At 44.0% G+C, this 20,466-nt stretch carries 17 protein-coding genes and 1 riboswitch; of the genes, 15 read left to right on the forward strand and 2 right to left on the reverse strand.

The window, feature by feature from the left end; all coding sequences use genetic code 11:
* Positions 1-167 precede the first annotated feature (167 nt).
* Positions 168-362, reverse strand: coding sequence for a DUF3565 domain-containing protein (locus FTU39_RS11580; RefSeq protein WP_070155853.1), 195 nt, complete (start codon positions 360-362; stop codon positions 168-170).
* Between the two features lie 116 nt (positions 363-478).
* Here FTU39_RS11580 and gshB point away from each other — a divergent pair, with 116 nt between their 5' ends.
* The 8 genes from gshB (at position 479) to lpxC (ending at position 9,838) form a co-directional block, all read left to right on the forward strand.
* Positions 479-1,423: a glutathione synthase gene (gene gshB, locus FTU39_RS11585; protein ID WP_180052209.1), complete on the forward strand. Its 945-nt coding sequence runs from the start codon at positions 479-481 to the stop codon at positions 1,421-1,423.
* Between the two features lie 319 nt (positions 1,424-1,742).
* Complete coding sequence (gene murG / locus FTU39_RS11590) at positions 1,743-2,846, forward strand: undecaprenyldiphospho-muramoylpentapeptide beta-N-acetylglucosaminyltransferase (protein WP_096901644.1); 1,104 nt, start codon at positions 1,743-1,745, stop codon at positions 2,844-2,846.
* A gap of 3 nt (positions 2,847-2,849) precedes the next feature.
* Positions 2,850-4,298 carry a UDP-N-acetylmuramate--L-alanine ligase gene (murC, locus tag FTU39_RS11595; RefSeq protein WP_096901645.1) on the forward strand — a complete coding sequence of 483 codons (1,449 nt, stop codon included), beginning with the start codon at positions 2,850-2,852 and terminating at the stop codon, positions 4,296-4,298.
* Positions 4,299-4,354: 56 nt separating this feature from the next.
* Positions 4,355-5,284, forward strand: coding sequence for a D-alanine--D-alanine ligase (locus tag FTU39_RS11600; RefSeq protein ID WP_004974232.1), 930 nt, complete (start codon positions 4,355-4,357; stop codon positions 5,282-5,284).
* A gap of 2 nt (positions 5,285-5,286) precedes the next feature.
* Positions 5,287-6,141 carry a cell division protein FtsQ/DivIB gene (locus FTU39_RS11605; RefSeq protein WP_004974235.1) on the forward strand — a complete coding sequence of 285 codons (855 nt, stop codon included), beginning with the start codon at positions 5,287-5,289 and terminating at the stop codon, positions 6,139-6,141.
* A 67-nt stretch (positions 6,142-6,208) separates the two neighbouring features.
* Positions 6,209-7,471, forward strand: a complete 1,263-nt coding sequence (gene ftsA, locus FTU39_RS11610) for a cell division protein FtsA (RefSeq protein ID WP_004974236.1) — start codon at positions 6,209-6,211, stop codon at positions 7,469-7,471.
* Between the two features lie 159 nt (positions 7,472-7,630).
* Positions 7,631-8,812: a cell division protein FtsZ gene (ftsZ, locus tag FTU39_RS11615; protein WP_004974238.1), complete on the forward strand. Its 1,182-nt coding sequence runs from the start codon at positions 7,631-7,633 to the stop codon at positions 8,810-8,812.
* 123 nt (positions 8,813-8,935) lie between these two features.
* Positions 8,936-9,838 (forward strand): UDP-3-O-acyl-N-acetylglucosamine deacetylase, encoded by a 903-nt coding sequence (lpxC, locus tag FTU39_RS11620; RefSeq protein ID WP_004974240.1) that lies wholly within the window; start codon positions 8,936-8,938, stop codon positions 9,836-9,838.
* 97 nt (positions 9,839-9,935) lie between these two features.
* On the opposite strand, the gene FTU39_RS11625 is transcribed toward lpxC, so the two are convergent.
* Entirely contained in the window at positions 9,936-10,376 is a 441-nt protein-coding gene (locus FTU39_RS11625) for a DciA family protein (RefSeq protein ID WP_004974242.1), read from the reverse strand.
* A gap of 106 nt (positions 10,377-10,482) precedes the next feature.
* Between FTU39_RS11625 and FTU39_RS11630 the strand changes: the two genes are divergently transcribed.
* The 7 genes from FTU39_RS11630 to guaB all read left to right on the forward strand — a co-directional run bounded on the left by FTU39_RS11630 (position 10,483) and on the right by guaB (position 20,396).
* Positions 10,483-11,166, forward strand: a complete 684-nt coding sequence (locus tag FTU39_RS11630) for a M23 family metallopeptidase (RefSeq protein WP_096901653.1) — start codon at positions 10,483-10,485, stop codon at positions 11,164-11,166.
* A 368-nt stretch (positions 11,167-11,534) separates the two neighbouring features.
* Complete coding sequence (gene aceE / locus FTU39_RS11635) at positions 11,535-14,237, forward strand: pyruvate dehydrogenase (acetyl-transferring), homodimeric type (RefSeq protein ID WP_180052210.1); 2,703 nt, start codon at positions 11,535-11,537, stop codon at positions 14,235-14,237.
* A 2-nt stretch (positions 14,238-14,239) separates the two neighbouring features.
* Positions 14,240-16,240 (forward strand): 2-oxo acid dehydrogenase subunit E2, encoded by a 2,001-nt coding sequence (locus tag FTU39_RS11640; protein WP_180052211.1) that lies wholly within the window; start codon positions 14,240-14,242, stop codon positions 16,238-16,240.
* A 98-nt stretch (positions 16,241-16,338) separates the two neighbouring features.
* A riboswitch (yybP-ykoY riboswitch) is annotated at positions 16,339-16,498 on the forward strand.
* A gap of 72 nt (positions 16,499-16,570) precedes the next feature.
* Positions 16,571-17,146, forward strand: coding sequence for a TMEM165/GDT1 family protein (locus FTU39_RS11645; RefSeq protein WP_004974251.1), 576 nt, complete (start codon positions 16,571-16,573; stop codon positions 17,144-17,146).
* Between the two features lie 185 nt (positions 17,147-17,331).
* Positions 17,332-18,129, forward strand: coding sequence for an MBL fold metallo-hydrolase (locus FTU39_RS11650; RefSeq protein ID WP_004974253.1), 798 nt, complete (start codon positions 17,332-17,334; stop codon positions 18,127-18,129).
* 106 nt (positions 18,130-18,235) lie between these two features.
* The gene (locus tag FTU39_RS11655; protein WP_004974255.1) at positions 18,236-18,601 is read left to right on the forward strand and encodes a YkgJ family cysteine cluster protein; all 366 of its coding nucleotides are present in this window, start codon (positions 18,236-18,238) and stop codon (positions 18,599-18,601) included.
* 328 nt (positions 18,602-18,929) lie between these two features.
* Complete coding sequence (gene guaB / locus FTU39_RS11660; RefSeq protein WP_004974257.1) at positions 18,930-20,396, forward strand: IMP dehydrogenase; 1,467 nt, start codon at positions 18,930-18,932, stop codon at positions 20,394-20,396.
* Positions 20,397-20,466: the final 70 nt, after the last annotated feature.

Consider the following 20,466-nt stretch of genomic DNA (forward strand, 5'->3'; position numbering starts at 1 on the left):
CAGCTTGCTTCAAGATACTCATGATCAAGCTGTCTGAATACTTAGATGTTTTCATAGAAAATCTCCTTAAATCAAGGTTATTCGATTTTCTACTTTTAAACTCAATTATTTTTAGGGAGGATTACCGTATGAAGAGGGTATGAATAACACTGAGTATCTAAGCGTATTCACTCAGTCTCCTCCTCACACTTCTTACACTCCAGCATCACCCCCAACTTTTCCTTGCGCCCTTGCTCTGTGATTACCCACGGGCGGTTTTGCCACGGTGGATTATGCCGCACATGCTGCCCATGACCGCAGGCCAAATCTGCGACCCAATCATTTTCTTCATCTAAATGAAAACCAATAATCGCTTGTTGCATCGCATACTCCTAAGTGCATGATGATCGTGGATAAAGCGTTACGAAAATTGCAGCAAAACCAAAGCCAAACTCCGCTATACTTTTGCTTATTCAATTCTTCAAAAGAGCACCGAAATATGCGCGTACTTGTTGTGATGGATCCCATCGAAAGTGTCAATTTGAAAAAAGACTCAACCATGGCGATGTTATGGGCGGCAAGCCGTCGTGGGCATACCTTGGGCTATGCATTACAGCAAGACTTATATATTGATCAGGGCAAGGCATTTGGTCTGATTGCATCGCTCAAAGTCTTTGAAGATTATAACCATTATTACGAATTGGGCGAAAAACGCAAAGAATCCTTAGCTGATTATGATGTCATTCTCATGCGTAAAGACCCGCCTTTTGACATGAATTTCGTTTATACCACATATATTTTAGAGCAAGCTGAACGCGAAGGCGCATGGATCATCAACAAGCCGCAAAGCCTGCGTGACTGTAATGAAAAGCTGTTTGCGACTCAATTCCCAGAACTACAAGTTCCGACATTGGTCACTTCACAACAAAGCCTGATTCGTGAATTTATTCAGCAACATGGTGATGTGATCGTTAAACCGCTCGATGGCATGGGCGGCATGGGAATTTTCCGTTTGTACCAAGATGGGGTCAATATTGGCTCAACCATTGAAATTCTGACCAACAACGGCACTCAGCCAATCATGGCGCAGCGCTATATTCCAGAAATTGTAGATGGTGATAAACGCATCCTCATGATCAATGGCGAACCTGTGCCTTATTGCTTGGCGCGTATCCCACAAAATGGCGAAGTGCGCGGCAATTTAGCTGCAGGTGGTTTAGGTGAAGCACGTCCATTGACTGAAAATGACAAGGCCATTGCAGCCAAAGTCGGGCCATACTTACGCGAAAAAGGCCTGGTTTTTGTCGGACTAGATGTGATTGGCAACTATGTCACTGAAATTAACGTGACCAGTCCAACTTGTATTCGTGAAATTGACGCACAGTTTGGCACATCTATAGCCGATGATTTATTTGACGTACTCGAAGCAGGTCGTCCCAACTAAGTTTGGGCTTTATGCTCACTGTATCAATACAAAAGCCGTTTTCTATTTGAAAGCGGCCTTGTTTTTAGAGACGTGGATACAAAAAACAACTTAAACACTTTGCAAAATAGATCAATCAAAGCAGGTAAAATTGAATAAAACTTAACATTTTCCGTAGATTAATAATAAAACTAGTTTAAACTTGAAAATCTGTAGAAAAAAACAATCAAGCACTTGGTGAAAAAAAGTAAATAACCTTTAAAGCCCATGCGTTTGTGATTACAATTGATAGCTTATACAAGATTTTTATTTGCCTTATTTTGAGTTGAAGAATTAAACCGTGACTGACGCACAGCAACAACAGCCTAAACATGTCATGATGATGGCCGCAGGTACAGGTGGACATGTTTTTCCCGCTTTGGCCGTCGCAAAACAATTACAGCAACAAGGGATTCAAGTGTCATGGTTGGCGACCCCAACGGGCATGGAAAATCGTCTGCTTAAAAATCATAATATCCCAATTTACCAAATTAATATTCAAGGTGTACGTGGCAACGGTTTGATCCGTAAACTGGCTGCACCATTTAAAATTTTAGGCGCAACGCTCAGTGCTGTGCGTTACATGAAGCAATTAAAAGTTGATGCTGTTGCAGGTTTTGGTGGTTATGTGGCAGGGCCGGGTGGCTTGGCAGCACGTGCTTTGGGTATTCCTGTGCTGATTCACGAACAAAATGCAGTTGCGGGTTTTACCAACACTCAATTGTCACGTGTGGCAAAAACCGTGTGTCAGGCTTTCCCAAATACCTTTCCAAACAGTAACAAAATTGTCACCACAGGCAACCCTGTTCGTGAAGAAATCACTGCGACCTTAAGCCCTGCATGGCGCTATCAGGAACGTGAAAAAGCAGGCTTGCCAATTCGTATTTTAATTGTGGGTGGTTCACTAGGTGCACAAGCCTTAAATGAATGTGTACCTGAAACGTTAAAGCAACTAAATGTCGCTTTAGATGTTTATCATCAATGTGGGCAAAACCATGCCGAAGCGACGCAGGCACGTTATGCACACAAGCCTGACCATTTACAGGTTGAGGTACAGCCTTTTATTGAAGATATGGCCAAAGCCTATAGTGATGCCGATTTAATTATTTGTCGTGCGGGCGCACTCACGGTAACCGAGGTCGCGACTGCAGGTGTTGCAGCAGTATTTGTACCATTGCCTAGTGCGGTGGATGATCACCAAACTGCCAATGCCAAGTTTTTAGCCGATCTTGGTGCAGCAAAAATCTGTCCGCAAGCCAGCATGACACCTGAAAGTTTAACAACATTATTAACCCCGTTAATGAATCGTCAATTGTTGTCTGAAATGGCGGTCAAAGCCCGTCAGCAGGCGCAGCCTGATGCAACTCAACACGTGGTTCGTCTTATTCAAGCATTGTTCGAGTAAAATATGTCTCCATCTACACCCGCTGATCAAGCGAAAAAATTAATCAAAGTGCCTGAAATGCGCCGTATCAAACACATTCATTTTGTGGGTATTGGTGGCGCGGGGATGTGTGGTATTGCCGAAGTCTTGAAAAACCAAGGCTATAAAGTGTCGGGTTCAGACATCAAAGCTTCAAAAACCACAGCGCAATTAGAAGAAAACGGCATCAAGGTTTATATTGGGCATGCGGCAGAGAATATTAAAGGCGCCAATGTGTTGGTGGTGTCTACTGCAATTGACCCAGAAAACCCAGAAATTAAAACAGCAATTGACACCCGTATTCCTGTGGTGCGTCGTGCTGAAATGCTGGGCGAGTTGATGCGTTACCGTCATGGTATTGCAGTCGCGGGTACACATGGTAAAACCACCACTACCAGTTTAATCACCTGTATGTTGGCCGAAGAAAACATGGATCCAACTTACGTGATTGGTGGTTTGCTAAACCGTACTGGGGTCAATGCAGCATTGGGTGCTAGCCGTTATATCGTGGCAGAAGCCGATGAATCTGATGCATCGTTCTTATTCCTAGAGCCAATGGCGGCTGTGGTGACCAATATTGATGCCGACCACATGGACACCTATGGTGGTAGTTTCGATACCTTAAAAGATACCTTTATTCAATTTTTGCACAAACTGCCATTCTACGGTTTGGCTGTGGTGTGTGGTGATGATGCCAATATTCGTGAAATCATGCCGCGTATCGGGCGCCCTGTATTGACCTATGGTTTTAATGAAGACAACGATATTCGTGCCGTTGATGTTGATCAAGACGGTATGCGCACACACTTTACTGTACTGCGTAAAGACCGCGAACCGTTACGCGTGACGGTGAATCAACCGGGGCTGCATAACGTATTGAATGCCTTGGCTGCAATTGGAATTGCCACCGATGAAGGCGTTTCTGATGGTGCAATTTGCCGTGCTTTAGAAGGCTTTAGCGGTGTCGGTCGTCGTTTCCAAGTACAAGGTGAGTTTGCGGTAGCAGACGGCAATGTGAAATTGGTAGATGACTACGGACATCACCCGAAAGAAGTGGAAGCCACCATTAAAGCTGCGCGTCAAAGTCATCCTGATCGCCGTTTGGTGATGTTGTTCCAGCCACACCGTTTTAGTCGCACCCGTGACTGTTTTGATGACTTTGTGGAAGTGTTGTCACAAGTCGATCAATTGTTATTGCTCGATGTTTATCCTGCGGGTGAAAAACCAATTGTTGGCGCAGATAGCCGTACTTTGGCACGCAGTATTCGTTTGCGTGGTCAGGTTGAGCCAATTTTGGTCGATCCAAATGACGGCAACCTACCGAATATTGTGAAACAAGTGTTACAGGCCAATGACTTGTTATTGACCCAAGGTGCAGGTAATGTGGGGGCGATTTCAATCGAGCTTGCACAAAACCATTTATATTTAAAATAATCACAACCTGTGATGTTTGAATTTGATCGACCAGTTTAAAGTTTAAGGATATAAACGTGTCAAATGCTTCAAAGTTCGGCAAAGTTGCCGTGTTATTGGGTGGAAAATCTGCTGAGCGTGAGGTTTCTCTAGACAGCGGTCAAGCAGTACTCGAAGCACTGCTACGTTCTGGGGTCAATGCAGAAGCATTTGATCCACAAACACGTAGCGTGACCGAATTGGTCAATTATGATCGTGCCTTTATTGTGTTACACGGGCGCGGTGGTGAAGATGGTCAAATTCAAGGTGTTTTGGAATGGTTGAATATTCCATACACGGGTACGGGCGTGCAAGGTTCAGCCATTGGCATGGACAAAGTGAAGACCAAGCAAATTTGGCAAGGTTCTGACTTGCCAACTGCGCCATATCGTATTGTTAGCAAAGATTCCAATATTGAAGACGTGGTTGCCGAATTGGGTTTACCACTCATCATCAAGCCTGTACATGAAGGTTCAAGTATTGGCATGAGCAAAGTCGAAAAAGTAGAAGACTTTGCCGATGCTGTAGCGAAAGCAACTGCACATGACGCTATTGTTATGGCTGAAAAATGGATTACAGGACGTGAATTTACCATCGTGCTGTTAAATGGTCAGGCTTTACCGATTATTCGTTTAGAACCACCGAAAGATGTGGCGTTCTATGATTATGAAGCCAAATATCAACGTAATGATGTGCAATACGGTATTCCGTGTGGTTTAAGCACTGCCGAAGAGCAACAGTTACAAGCTTTGGCATTACGTGCCTTCCAAGCCGTGGGTGCAAGTGGCTGGGGTCGTATTGATGCCATGCAAGATGAGAACGGCAATTTCTGGCTATTGGAAGTGAATACCGTGCCGGGAATGACCAGCCACTCTTTAGTTCCGAAAGCGGCAAATGCAGTCGGCTATAGTTTTGATGAGCTGTGTGTGGCAATTTTGGCACAAACCCTTACAGGTGAAGCACACTAAATATGGCTCAACTTCCTGCATCCTTGCGCCGTAAACGGGCAGCGATTACCTCGATTCATGACAAACCGCCAACAGCCAAAGAAAAGCTGATTCATTTTGGCGGTTGGGTAATGCTGTGCGTTGCGGTGCTCGTGTTGGCAGTGGGTGCGTACGGGCTATACAAAGTCATGACCGATGCACAAATTGCCAAGCTAGATGTAGTGGGTACACGTTCAGATGCGGAACACCGCCAAGTGATGACGCATGTGAACCCTGTAATGACCAAGAACTATTTCACCTCTGACCTAGAGCAAATCCGCGATACCGCTTTGGAGTTGTCTTGGGTAGATCGAGTGGTGGTTTCACGTGCGTGGCCGAATGCTATTCGTGTGCGGGTTATGCCGCGTCATCCAATTGCACGTTGGGGGACAGGTCGTTTGCTCAGTGACAGCGGTGAAGTCTTTACCGAGGTCACGCCACAAAATAATCAACATTTACCGTTATTACACGGGCCAACGCATCAATCTAAAATGATGATGCGTCGTTATAATGAAATTAACCAATTATTCTTACCCGTCAACGATCGTTTAAAAGAACTATATTTAACAGAACGTATGACGTGGTTTATGCAGTTTGATTCAGGTCTACGTGTTATTGTAGATAAAGATCAAACCATGAGTAAGCTGCAGCGCTTGGGGCATCTTGCACAAAGTGATTTGAAACCTGTATGGTCTAAAATATCCGCCATCGATTTGCGTTATCGCAATGGTTTAGCCATTCAATGGAAAAACTCAATTCCGCCAAAAATTGCAAATGGTCACTTTGTTGTAACGATTGATGACACAAGCATTGCAGAGGGAATAAGAGCAAAGCCATAATATTGGGCTTTAAAAAAATAGAGGCATTAAGCCATAAATTAAACATACTGGTAATGGTAGTGAATAAATGAGTGAAGCTGTTCCCTCGGTTGTTGCGATTGACATTGGGACGCACAAAGTTTCAGTTTTGATTGCTAAGGTCCATGCGCCAGACAATATCCAAGTCATTGGTATGGCCACCGCACGTAATCGAGGCATGAGTAAAGGAAAAATTGTCAGTCTCGATAAAGTGATTACTGCAATTAAAAATGCCGTGCAAGAAGCAGAAGATATGGCGGAATGCCGTGTGCATTCGGCATGGATTTCTATTCCTAGTGCAGAACTAAAAAGCTTTTATGCTTCAGGTCGCACACCTATTGAAAGTAGTGATCACACCATTACCACCAGTGAAGTGGTACGCGCATTGGACTTGGCCAAAGCCAGTCACCTCACCTCAGACCATTATTTGGTGAGCGCAGTACCACTCGGTTTCGATTTAGATGATTCGGGTGAATGGGTACAAAACCCAATTCGTATGTCAGCACATAGCATGACGGGGCATTATCAATTGATGATGTTGCCTATTAGCACCATGCAGAATTTAGACCGTGCTTTAAAAGGTGCCAATATTGGTGTCGAAAAAATGGTGGTGTCAAATTTAGCCACTGCAGAAGCCAGTCTGCTTAAAGATGAAAAAGAATACGGTGTGTGTCTGGTAGATATTGGCGCAGGTACGACCAGTATTGCAGTTTATTTAGATGGACGTTTGGCCTTGGCACACACTTTGCAGCGTGGTGGTGAGCATGTCACCCGCGATATTGCAGCGGTGTTACAAACCACAACTGAAGAAGCTGAACGGATTAAGCTATTGTATGGCTGTGTAGATATGAAAGTGGTCAAACCTGATCACATGATTCAGATTCAGGGCATTGATGGGCCGCAAACCATTAGCCGTATTGAACTGGCGGAAATCATTATTGCGCGTTATGAAGAAATTTTTGCACAAATTCGTCAGGAACTCGAAAAGAGCGGTGCCATTCATGGTTTATATCATGGTGTGGTTTTGGCGGGCGATGCCTCACAAATTGAAGGCATGATCAGCTTGGTACGTCGTATGTTGGGTGTTTCGGCACACTTGGGGAATCATCCTTCACAAGTTTATGCCGATGAACCGCATCAGGCCGCCTTACGCCGTTCACAATATGCAACAGCTTCAGGCTTATTGCTTTATAGTCAAAACTATACTCAAGACACGATTGTAGAACATGAAGACCCTGAAACCTTATCGGTTTGGGGGCGTGTCGGACGGGCATGGTCTGGCTTGAACGAAAAGTTAAAATCTATTTTTTAGTTGAGTTTTTTGGGAATATTGTTAGGAAGTTGTACGGATCATCACTGGTACTTGACAAGCCAGAAGTTGAACAGCATTCTTAAAAATAATTTTTATGAAGATCAAGGCAGTATACGGGCTTAAGTGACTGCCAATAACGTATTAGGAAATCTAAAGGTCATGGCCTCATTTGAATTTATAGATGATCAAACCGATAGCAACGGTCAAGCCCGTTTCACTGTGTTTGGTGTGGGTGGTGCAGGTGGTAACGCTGTGCAGCACATGCTTGAGTCGGATATTCAGGGTGTAAAATTTGTTTGTGCCAATACGGACAAACAAGCATTGGATCGCATGAATTCGCAATTCAAAATCCAGCTAGGTGAGCAAAGCACACGTGGTTTAGGCGCGGGCGGTGATCCTCAAGTGGGTCAAACTGCAGCGGAAGAAAGCCGCGAGCTGATCTGTCAGCAACTTGAAGGCACAGACATGGTGTTTGTGACTGCAGGGATGGGCGGTGGTACAGGTACAGGTGCTGCGCCAGTTGTGGCTGAAATTGCCAAAGAAATGGGCATTTTGACTGTTGGTGTGGTGACTACGCCATTTAACTTTGAGGGTAAGCGTCGCTTACTTTCTGCGGAAAAAGGGATTGCGGCATTAGAACAGCATGTAGACTCTTTAATCATTATTCCAAACCAGCGTTTAATGAAAGTTTACCGCGACATTTCAATGAAAGATGCGTATAAAAAAGCCGATGACGTTTTGTTGAACGGTGTACGCAGTATTTTTGATTTGGTGGTACGTCCAGGTCACATCAACCTAGACTTTGCTGACTTGAAAACTGCGATGAGTACGCGCGGTTATGCGATGATGGGTGTTGGTTCAGGTCGTGGTGAAAACCGTGCGCGTCAAGCGGCTGAACAAGCGATTCGTAGCCCATTGCTCGATAGCGTAACCATTGCCAATGCCAAAGGCTTGTTGATTAACGTAACGGGTGGTGATGATGTGACCTTCGGTGAAATCGAAGAGATCATGGACGTGATTCATCAACTTTCAGATACCGAACAAACCCAAGTATTCTACGGTACGGTATTTGATCCTGAAGCGCGTGACGAAATTAGCGTGACTGTTATTGCTACTGGTTTAGCGCGTAACACAGGCGATACACCAGAGCCTGCAAAACGCACCGTGACACAAACCACTTCTGCAGCACCAACAGCGGCAGTAGAAGAAGATGATGTGCCTGCAATTCAGCGTCAGCAGGCAGAAACTGCGCCTGCAATTAGTGCGACAACAACATCAGGCTCTGCGCGTCCAACGCCAATGAGTATTCAAGACTATTTGAAAAATCAGCAGCGTAAATAAGCCAAGATCCTCAATTTCATTGTGTGATCGGGAAAAGGCAGTTTTAAACTGCCTTTTTTGTTTTTTATCAATGGCTAAATATGCTAACGTATAGCGGTTTTAAAATTTAGATGAATTGAGAACATGCTGAAACAACGTACCCTACAACGTGTCGTCAAGGCGAGCGGTATTGGTCTGCACAGTGGTCAAAAAGTATTGATCAACTTTGTGCCGCATCATGCCGATGGGGGAATTGTGTTTCGTCGTATCGATTTAAATCCGCCTGTCGATATTCCAGCCGATGCCATGCTGATTCAAGAAGCATTTATGTGCTCGAATTTGGTTCAGGATAATGCCAAAGTTGGCACTATTGAGCATGTTATGAGTGCAATTGCAGGGTTGGGCATTGATAACTTGATTATTGAAGTGTCTGCCTCTGAAGTGCCCATTATGGACGGCAGTGCAGGGCCTTTTATTTATTTGTTGATGCAGGGTGGTTTAAAAGAACAGGATGCTGCGAAAAAGTTCATCAAAATTTTAAAACCTGTAGAAGCTTTAATTGACGATAAACGTGCGGTGTTCAGTCCGCATGAAGGTTTTCAGCTCAATTTCACCATCGACTTTGATCATCCTGCCTTTAAAAAAGAATATCAGTCTGCCACCATCGATTTTTCTACAGAAACCTTTGTCTATGAAGTCAGTGGCGCACGTACTTTTGGCTTTATGAAAGATTTGGACTATTTAAAAGCCAATAATTTGGCTTTGGGTGCGAGTTTAGATAATGCCATTGGGGTAGATGATACAGGCGTGGTCAATGAAGAAGGTTTGCGCTTCTCGGACGAGTTTGTACGGCATAAAATTTTAGATGCTGTGGGGGATTTGTACTTGCTTGGACATCAAATTATTGCCAAGTTTGATGGTTATAAATCAGGACATGCCTTAAATAATCAGTTATTACGCAATGTTCAGAGCGATCCAAGCAGTTATGAAATTGTAACATTTGATGACATAAATTCTTGCCCGATCACTTTTGTGCATGTGACATAAGTCATTGTCTTTTCTTACTACGTTATAATGTAACAACAATAATATGTGAATTTCATCACAAATTTGAGCACGAGTTTTTGGTGTTTTCTGCAAACAATTATTTTTTATTGCTTGCCAAACGTAACAAAGCTTGGCTAAGCTTAGGGTCGCTCACAAAGTCAGCAGCACCTCGTAACATATCTTGAGTTTCTGGACTAAGTGTTCTTAAAGGCTTTTCGCTTTTTGGGGGCGTTTGAGATTCAACTCTTAAACGAACTTGAATTTTTTGTATGTCTTTCAGTTCATGCAGTTGTGACAGTTGAGTAATGTATTGCTTTTGCAAATAAGCAAGTTGACTGACCATCGCTTGATTCGTTCCAGTAATGGTTAAGACACCTTGTTGATAACAAACCACCTGCCATTGCTCTGGTTGCGGCAGTAAAGGTTGAATAAGTTTGCCAAGTTTCTGCCATGCAGCAACTTGGGTTGAGAGAAACGTTAGGTTTCCTGTTTTTATGTGTTTTCTTGTTTGTTGAAAGAGATTCACAGGTTCGGACATACATCATTCCTTCATGTTTATGCCCTAATCTTATGCGCTCCTTTCAGTAGATATCAAGGAAGAGATCACAAGGAACTTCAAGTAAGAACAGTTAAGAGGTTTTTTTATGCATTCGCGCCGTATTTTATTAGCGTTTTCACTGGCAGCTTCGGCAGCATCTGTCGCATTTGCTGATTTAGTTGAGTTAGATTCTCAAAATTCATCGACTGATCGTATTGAGCAATTAACCCGCACCTTGTCACAAGGTTCTTATACAGAAACACAAGACATTGATGTTCCTGCACAAACGCAGATGACCGTTAAGCTTCGTGAAAAGACTACAGAATTAAACAATGCGTCTTTAGCAAAAAAATACGGTACCAATACCAGCACCCGTTTTGCTTCTTCAAATCCTTATGCTTGGTTAGTGTCACATCCATTACCAAATGCACGTATTAGCTCGAACTATGGCGGTCGTGTCATGAGTGGTCGTGCTGAAAACCATTCAGGCTTAGACCTTGCTGCACCAAGCGGTACTCCAATTTATGCGACTGGCCCAGGTATTGTGACCAAGTCAGGCTGGGGCACAGGTTATGGTCAATATGTAGAAATTAACCATGGCAATGGTTATATCACGCGCTATGCACACGCTTCACGCTTAATCGCACGTGTAGGTGACCGCGTTGAAGCAGGTGAACATATTGCCAACGTAGGTTGTACAGGTCGTTGTACAGGTCCTCACTTACATTATGAAGTAGTGAAAGATGGTCAACGTAAGAACCCTTCTACCTATTTAGCAATGTTGCCGTAATGTTTTGGCTAGAAATTCATGCTCTAGCCACACTCACTGTAAACTACACGCGAACTACAAATTAAAACATGAAATTAAAGCGGCAAAGGACGCTTTTCTTTATACTCACGTTTTAGCTTTTAGCGAAATCTAGTGAGACATTTCAGACATCAACTTATCACCTAAAAAAATAATAACACGCAGTATCTGCTTTATTGTATAAAAAACCGCCTAAATTGGCGGTTTTTTGTTACTTGCTGTAAGAAAGTGTCAATCACTATTTATTTTCTAAATAGTATGCAGGATACGCATTTAAGATTAGCCATATCTACTAAAGTCTAAATTATGATACATATAAAGCATACGATTAGGCTTAGGAATAGTGAATTATGGCGTTTTACGGTGATACGGACTCACAAGAAACCCAAGAATGGCAAGACGCCTTTGATGCTGTGTTACAACATATGGGTACTGAACGGGCAGCATTTTTACTCGAAAAACTGTACCAACGTGCAATTGCAAAGCATGTACCCATTCAGCGATTAAATACTCCTTACCTCAATACCATTTCAGTGGAAGAACAACCTGCCATGCCAGGCGATCAGGATATGGAGCGTCGTATTCGCGCCCTGATTCGCTGGAATGCGTTGGCAATGGTATTGCGTGCCAATAAAACAGGTGATGATTTAGGTGGTCACCTTGCAAGTTTCGCATCTTCAGCCACATTATATGATGTTGGTTTTAACCATTTCTTCCGTGCCAATAGTGATCATTTTGGCGGTGATATGATCTACTACCAAGGTCACTGTGCACCCGGTATTTATGCCCGTTCATTTTTAGAAGGGCGTTTAACCGAAGATCAATTGAATAATTTCCGCCGTGAAGTGGGCGGTAACGGTTTACCTAGCTATCCACATCCTTATTTAATGCCTGACTATTGGCAGTTCCCAACGGTATCGATGGGTCTGGGTCCAATCATGTCAATTTATCAGGCACATATTCAAAAATATTTAATGAACCGCGGTTTAATTAAAGAAGAAGACCGTAAAGTCTGGGCATATCTAGGCGATGGTGAAATGGATGAGCCAGAAAGTTTGGGTGCAATTTCACTGGCAGGTCGTGAAAAGCTAGATAACCTGATTTGGGTGGTGAACTGTAACTTACAGCGTTTAGATGGCCCTGTACGCGGTAACGGTAAAATCATTCAAGAACTTGAGTCGTTATTCCGTGGCGCAGGTTGGCGCGTGATTAAAGTGGTCTGGGGGCGTCATTGGGATGCTTTATTGGACAAAGACGACACAGGTGCATTAAGAGCCATCATGGAAGAAGCGGTGGATGGCGATTATCAGCGCTTGCAAGTGAAAGGCGGTGCATACGCCCGTGAGAAATTCTTTGGTAAATATCCTGAAGCCAAAGAATTAGTCAAAGATTTAAGCGATGAAGATATTGATAATCTGAACCGTGGCGGTCACGACCCGTACAAAGTATTTGCGGCGTATGCAGAAGCGACCAAAGCTAAAGGTCAGCCAACGGTCATTTTAGCCAAAACCGTCAAAGGTTATGGTTTGTCTGATGAAATTGAAGCGGTGAACAAAACCCACCAAATCAAAAAAATGCAGTTGGATTCTTTAAAATATGTACGTGACCGCTTCAACTTGCCATTTAGCGATGAGCAACTTGAAGAAGTGCCGTTCTATCGTCCAAGTGAAAATTCGCCTGAATTGAAATATATGAAAGCGCGTCGCGAAGCGTTGGGTGGTTATTTGCCTGCGCGTCGTAAAGACAGCGAAGCTTTACAAATTCCTGAATTATCAGTTTTCGATTCAGTCTTGGCAGGTTCAGGTGGCAAAGAACAATCGACCACTATGGTGATGGTGCGTTTGATTTCTGCCCTGCTCAAAGAAAAAGCCATTAAAGACCGTGTGGTACCCATTGTACCCGATGAAGCACGTACTTTCGGTTTAGAAGGCATGTTCCGTCAACTGGGTATTTATGCCGCACATGGGCAAAAATACACCCCTGAAGACCAAGAACAATTGATGCATTATCGTGAAGCCAAAGACGGTCACATGCTGCAAGAAGGCATTAACGAAGCAGGTGCAATGAGTGCTTGGGCAGCTTTGGGTACCAGTTATTCGACCAATAACTTACCAATGATCCCAATGTATATGTATTACTCCATGTTTGGTTTCCAACGTATTGGGGATATTGCATGGGCGGCAGGTGATGCACAGGCGCAAGGTTTCTTGTTGGGTGCCACTGCAGGACGTACCACACTCAATGGTGAAGGCTTGCAACACCAAGATGGTCACTCGCATATTTTAGCCAATACCATTCCAAACTGTGTGTCTTATGACCCATGTTTTGGTTATGAGCTTGCCGTGATTGTGCATGATGGTTTGCAGCGCATGTATGTCAATCAGGAGCGCGTGTTCTATTACCTCACTGTAATGAATGAAAACTACGAGCATCCTGAAATGCCACAAGGTGTGGCAGAAGGCATTAAGCGCGGTATGTATTTGCTGCAGGAAGATGAAAAAGCCACGGTTCAATTGCTGGGTTCAGGCGTGATTTTGCGTGAAGTCATCAAAGCGGCGAAAATCTTGCGTGAAGAGTATCAAATCCACTCGAATGTCTACAGTGTGACCAGTTTTAATGAATTGGCGCGTGATGGTATGGCGTGTGAAGAATACAACCGTTTGCATCCATTGGCTGAAGAAAGCAAAGAGCCGTGGATCTCACAACAGTTACGTGGCAAAGATGGCATTGTCGTGTCTGCTACCGATCACATGCGCGCCTATAGCGAGCAAATTCGCGGTTACTTGCCAGACAATCGTCCATTTGTTGCCTTAGGTACCGATGGTTATGGTCGTTCCGATACCCGCGGTAACTTGCGTAGCTACTTTGGGGTCGATGCAGCACATATTGTGGTAGCCACCTTGAAAAAACTGGCTGATGAAGGCGAAGTCGATGCGCGTTTGGTCAAAGATGCAATCTCGACATTTGAGTTAGATACAGATCGTCCTGTCGCGTGGGCACCGCAAGCGGTTCCTGAAGTACAAGCGGTTGCTGACTACAAAGAGGAGCACTGATCATGCAAATTCAAACGCCTGATATTGGTGTCGATAAAGCCACTGTTGCAGATATTCTTGTTAAAGTTGGCGACACGATTGCAGTTGATGACAGCATTGTCCTGTTGGAATCAGACAAAGCTTCTGTTGAAGTACCCAGCACCGCTGCAGGGGTAGTGAAAAGTATTTTGGTACAACAAGGCGATGAAGTGACTGAAGGTGCGGTGCTGATTGAGCTAGAAACAGAAGCTCAAACCGCAGTTGCTACAGAAGTTGCTGCACCGCAAGCCGAAGTGGACGCGGCACCGAAGCAAGATGCTGAACCAGTGGTCGCTGCAGCACCAAGCTCAGCGACATCAAACACTGCGCAAGAAGTAGATGTACAAGTACCTGACATTGGCGTGGAAAAAGCCGTTGTTGGGGAAATTTTAGTACAAGTGGGCGATGCGATTGATGTGGATCAAAGCATTATTGTGGTGGAGTCGGACAAAGCTACAGTAGAAGTGCCAAGTACGGTGTCGGGTACAGTTACCGCTATCCAAATCAATACGGGTGATACCGTAAAAGAAGGTGTGGTGATTCTGAAAGTGAAAACCGCCGCTGCTGCAGTCACACAGGTGGAAACACCTCAAGTGGCATCAGCAGAAGCGGCTGCTGCAACAGCGAGCGCAGCAACTGCATCTGCACCACAAACAACAGCATCAGCACCACAAACAACAGCATCAGCACAGGTTGAAGTCGCAGTGCCTGATTTAGGGGTCGATAAAGCCACAGTGGCAGAAATTTTGGTACAAGTGGGCGATACGGTTGCTGCTGACCAAAGTTTGATTGTGGTGGAATCAGACAAGGCTACGGTAGAAGTGCCAAGTACTACTGCAGGCGTGATTCAAGCGATTCATGTAGAATTAGGACAAAGTGTTGCGCAGGGCAATGCATTAGTGACGATAGTAACTGCAAGCGCAGCTGCACCAACAGCAGTTGCAGCAGCTCAAGTTGCCTCTGCACCAAGTACATCGCCAGCAGTCAGTGCTGCATCTACAGCACAAAGCACGACAGTTGCAGCAAGCGCGCATACGAATGTAGACAAATTGAGTAAGGCGCAACATGAAGCCAATGCAAAAGTGTATGCAGGCCCTGCTGTGCGTAAACTGGCACGTGAGTTGGGTGTTGTTTTAGCAGATGTAAACGCCACTGGCCCACATGCGCGTGTACTCAAAGAAGACTTGAAGGCTTATGTCAAAGCGCGTCTTACTGCGCCGCAGACTGTTCCTGTCGCTGCTACAACACAGCAAGTTACAGGTTTGCCAAAGCTACCTGACTTTAGTGCATTTGGTGGTGTGGAAGAAAAAGATTTGACGCGCTTACAACAAGTGTCAATTCCGCAATTGTCCCTGAACAATTACATCCCACAAGTCACGCAATTTGATTTGGCCGATATTACCGAGCTAGAAGCGTGGCGCGGTGAATTGAAAGCCAACTTCAAAAAAGAAGGTGTCAGCCTGACCATTTTGGCGTTCATTGCCAAAGCAGTAGCGCATTTGCTGAAAGATGAGCCATATTTCGCTGCGCATCTGGCAGACGATCAAAAGTCTGTGCTGCTGCGTAAAGAAATCCACATGGGCATTGCGGTGGCAACCCCCGATGGTTTAACCGTGCCTGTACTACGTAATCCAGATCAGAAATCGATTAAACAAATTGCGATTGAACTGGGTGAGTTGAGTCAAAAAGCGCGTGATAAAAAGTTGTCGCCTAAAGATTTACAAGGTGCAAACTTTACCATCACCAGTTTAGGTTCGATTGGCGGTACGGCATTTACGCCGTTGGTGAACTGGCCGCAGGTTGCGATTTTGGGTATTTCACCAGCGACCATGCAGCCTGTCTGGAATGGTGAAGGCTTTGATCCGCGCTTGATGTTGCCATTGTCATTGTCGTATGACCATCGGGTAATTAATGGCGCAGATGCAGCACGTTTTACCCATAAACTGACCCAGTTGTTGGCAGATATTCGTAGCTTGCTGCTCTAAACTCAGAAAAGCTTTATAAAACCCTGCTGCGGCAGGGTTTTTTGTCACTGCCGTTATTCGGCTAAATTTGCTTAACCGCAGTATTCCGTTTAGAATAGCTGTACTTCATTGGGGAGTAGCCGCTTTTTACTAATTTCTGTTTCAACTGAATGCAGTAAAAAGGTGATGGTCAACATATTTGTTCCACAGAACATGGTCATCATAGCAAAGAACCAAGTCTGCTTTTTCAAGCTTTCTTTTGTTGGCAAGACCTTTGATTTATCACTCTGCAGATTTTGGCTAGCAGGAGGGATAGGTCATTGGTATGTGTGCTAGCCAGAGAAAAACATCATGTATGAATTCCTCATCTCGACTGCCATTGTCGCCTTAGCCGAAATGGGTGATAAAACCCAACTATTGGCTTTATTACTCGCGGCACGTTTTCGTAAACCTGCTCCAATCTTGGTTGCTATTTTACTGGCAACACTCATTAACCACGGACTTTCTGCAGTTTTAGGGCAGTGGATTACCACGGTACTTAGCCCAGAAATTTTATTGTGGATTTTGTCTTTAGGTTTTATTGGCATGGCGATTTGGATGCTTATTCCAGACCAGCTAGATGATGAAACTGAAAGCATCAACAAGTGGCAAAAATACGGTGTATTTGGCGCGACCTTTGTATTGTTCTTTTTGGCAGAAATTGGCGATAAAACTCAAATTGCCACAGTGGCTTTAGCCGCACGTTATGACAGCGTGTTTTGGGTCATGCTTGGAACCACTTTGGGGATGATGCTGGCCAATGCACCTGCGGTATTTATTGGCAATAAATTAGCGACCCGATTGCCAATTGCTTTAATTCATAAAATTGGTGCACTGATTTTCCTAATTATTGGTGTGTCGACTTTGGCGCAACATTATTTATTCTAAATTATTCATTAAAATGCATAAATCTTGAGCAAACTGCTCGGGATTTATTTATGTGAATGGTACTGCAATTCACTGATATTTCAGATAATCTGAGCCATTTTATTTATTGTAACTTTCCATAAATAGCTATATGTTATTCAATGATAGAAAATCTATTTTTAAAATGAAAAAATTGGGGATTGGTTATGGCATTTGACCGTACAACATCGCAGGTCTTATTTGATAATGGGACACATAAATGTATTAGTTTTACCAGTTTGGTCAAAGGTGAAGGTGTTCAGGCCAACCAATTTCTGATCATTGATAATAACCGTGCCGCAGTGCTAGACCCGGGTGGCGACCTGACCTATGTACCACTGACCATGGAATTAAACAAATATACCCGTTTGACCAATCTTGACTATGTCATGGCATCGCACCAAGACCCAGACATCATCACTTCAATGCCACGTTGGTTGGTCTATACCGAAGCAAAAATCGTAGCATCAAAATTGTGGGCGCGTTTCTTGCCGCACTTAAGCTCATCTTTTATGAGTGATCGTATGAAAGGCAACTGGCTAGATCGTTTGGTGGAACTGCCAGATGAAGGTCAGGCAATTCCTTTGGGCGAGTCTAAAATTATTGCTGTGCCTGCGCACTTCTTGCACTCTGTTGGTAATTTCCAGTTTTATGATCCTATCGCCAAAATTTTATTTTCTGGTGATATGGGTGCGTCAATGGTGGAAGATGCTTCAATTCCATTGACTGATTTTGCTGCGCATATTCCTGCGATGAAAGGCTTCCATCAGCGCTATATGTGTTCCAATAAAGTGATTCGCCTCTGGGTGAATATGGTACGCACCATGGACGTTGAAATGATTGTGCCGCAACACGGTACGCCATTTGTGGGCAAAGAACAGGTGAATCAATTCTTAGACTGGATTGAAACACTGGAATGTGGCGTCGATTTGATGGACGAACACGTTTTTAGCTGCCCTGAATAAGCGACAAAAAAAGCTGAAAAAACTGTAAAAAAAACTTGAGTGCAAAAACAACTTTTTTTAAGATTTTCGCCCAAAAACGATTTTTTTGATGACGAGAACTTAACGAATGTTGTCTCAAGTACCTACAGCAGATGCCTGCTTAAGCTGCGGCGCGTGTTGCGCTTATTTCCGTGTTTCATTTTATTGGGCTGAAGGCATGAATATGCCTGAGCACTACACGGAACCAGTAACAGCAGTCTATTCATGCATGTGTGGTACCAATCAGAGTCAGCCGCGTTGTGTCGCTTTAGAAGGTGAAGTTGGACAGCAAGTGAGCTGCGGGATTTATGAATTACGCAGCAGCTCTTGTAAAGAAGTGCAAATTGCCGATGATCAATGCAATAAAGCACGTCGTGCGCATAACATGATTCCATTTGTGCAAGTCGATCCAGCCATTTCTGTGAATGATGATGACTTCGATCAAGTGGTTTAATGGTGCTTTAAGTTGTTGATCGCAATCCAGATTGAAAAAGCAAAGCTGCGGCTTTGCTTTTTTTTACGGCTAATTTTGGATAAATAGCCAATCATGGTTCACATTGAAGCGGCTTTATCTGCCTGAAAAATGAAACATCGCAAGTTTTAAACCTGCACGGCTAAAAAGCAAACTAAGGATGAAAACTTCAATTTTTAGATGAAAATTACCGATTTTTTCATGTCGCATCCCCCAGAAGGGCAGAATAAAAAATATTTCTTAGAGAACAAATGAAATTTGTGCCCAGATTTGTTTATAATGGCTCACGGAAATTACCAGTGAGACTGTTATGCTGACCATCGTTCAAGAAGCGTTAACCTTCGATGATGTCTTATTACTCCCTGCCTATTCTACTGTTCTCCCAAAAGATGTCTCCTTAAAGACACGTTTTACGCGCGGCATTGACCTGAATATTCCTTTGGTTTCAGCAGCAATGGATACGGTGACTGAATCTCGTATGGCAATTGCGATGGCGCAAAACGGTGGTATTGGTATTTTGCATAAAAACATGGACATCGTTGCGCAAGCAGCCGAAGTGCGCCGTGTGAAAAAATTTGAAGCGGGTATGGTGAAAGACCCAATTACCGTAACGCCTGAAACTACAGTACGTGAATTGATTGCGCTGACTCAAGCCAACAATATTAGCGGTGTACCTGTGGTAAAAGATGGCAAAGTTGTCGGTATTGTGACAGGACGTGATACACGTTTTGAAACCAACCTTGAGCAACCTGTCAGCAACATCATGACAGGTCAAGATCGTTTAGTGACAGTACGCGAAGACGAATCTAAAGAAAACATTCAAGCTTTATTGCAACAGCATCGTATTGAAAAAGTCTTGGTGGTGAATGACCAGCAGGAATTAAAAGGCTTAATTACGGTCACTGATTTCCGTAAAGCAGAATTGTATCCAAACAGCTGTAAAGATGACTTAGGTCGTTTACGTGTGGGTGCTGCAGTGGGTACAGGCGCAGAAACACCAAGCCGTGTAGAAGCATTGGTTGAAGCAGGTGTCGATGCGATTGTGGTTGATACTGCACACGGTCACTCTGCAGGCGTAATTGAGCGTGTACGTTGGGTAAAAGCTAACTATCCACAAGTTCAAGTAATTGGCGGTAACATTGCAACTGGCGATGCTGCTTTGGCATTGTTAGATGCAGGCGCAGACGCAGTGAAAGTGGGGATTGGCCCAGGTTCAATCTGTACCACACGTATTGTGGCAGGTATTGGTATGCCGCAAATCTCTGCAATTGACGCTGTTGCCAATGCATTGAAAGAACAGATTCCATTAATTGCCGATGGTGGTATTCGCTTCTCTGGTGATATGGCCAAAGCGATTGGTGCAGGTGCAAGTACCATTATGGTGGGTTCATTGCTTGCTGGTACTGAAGAAGCACCGGGCGAAGTTGAATTCTTCCAAGGTCGTTACTACAAAGCATACCGTGGTATGGGTTCATTGGGTGCAATGGCGGGTGCAACAGGTTCTGCAGACCGTTATTTCCAAGACTCGAAAGCAGGTGCAGAAAAACTTGTACCAGAAGGTATTGAAGGTCGTGTACCGTACAAAGGCCCAATGGGCAACATCGTGCATCAGATGATGGGTGGTTTACGTTCATCTATGGGTTATACAGGTTCTTCAACCATTGAAGATCTACGCCAAAATGCTAAATTCGTGAAAATTACTGCAGCAGGTATGCAGGAATCTCACGTGCATGATGTGACGATTACTAAAGAAGCGCCGAACTATCGCGTTGGTTGATATTTAGTAGCATTTTCAAATAAAAGCCGTCATCAATGTGACGGCTTTTTCATTTTTGGTGTAAAGTAAC

It is taken from the genome of Acinetobacter sp. YH12099 (genome assembly GCF_013419195.1).
Classification (GTDB): Bacteria; Pseudomonadota; Gammaproteobacteria; order Pseudomonadales; family Moraxellaceae; genus Acinetobacter; species Acinetobacter towneri.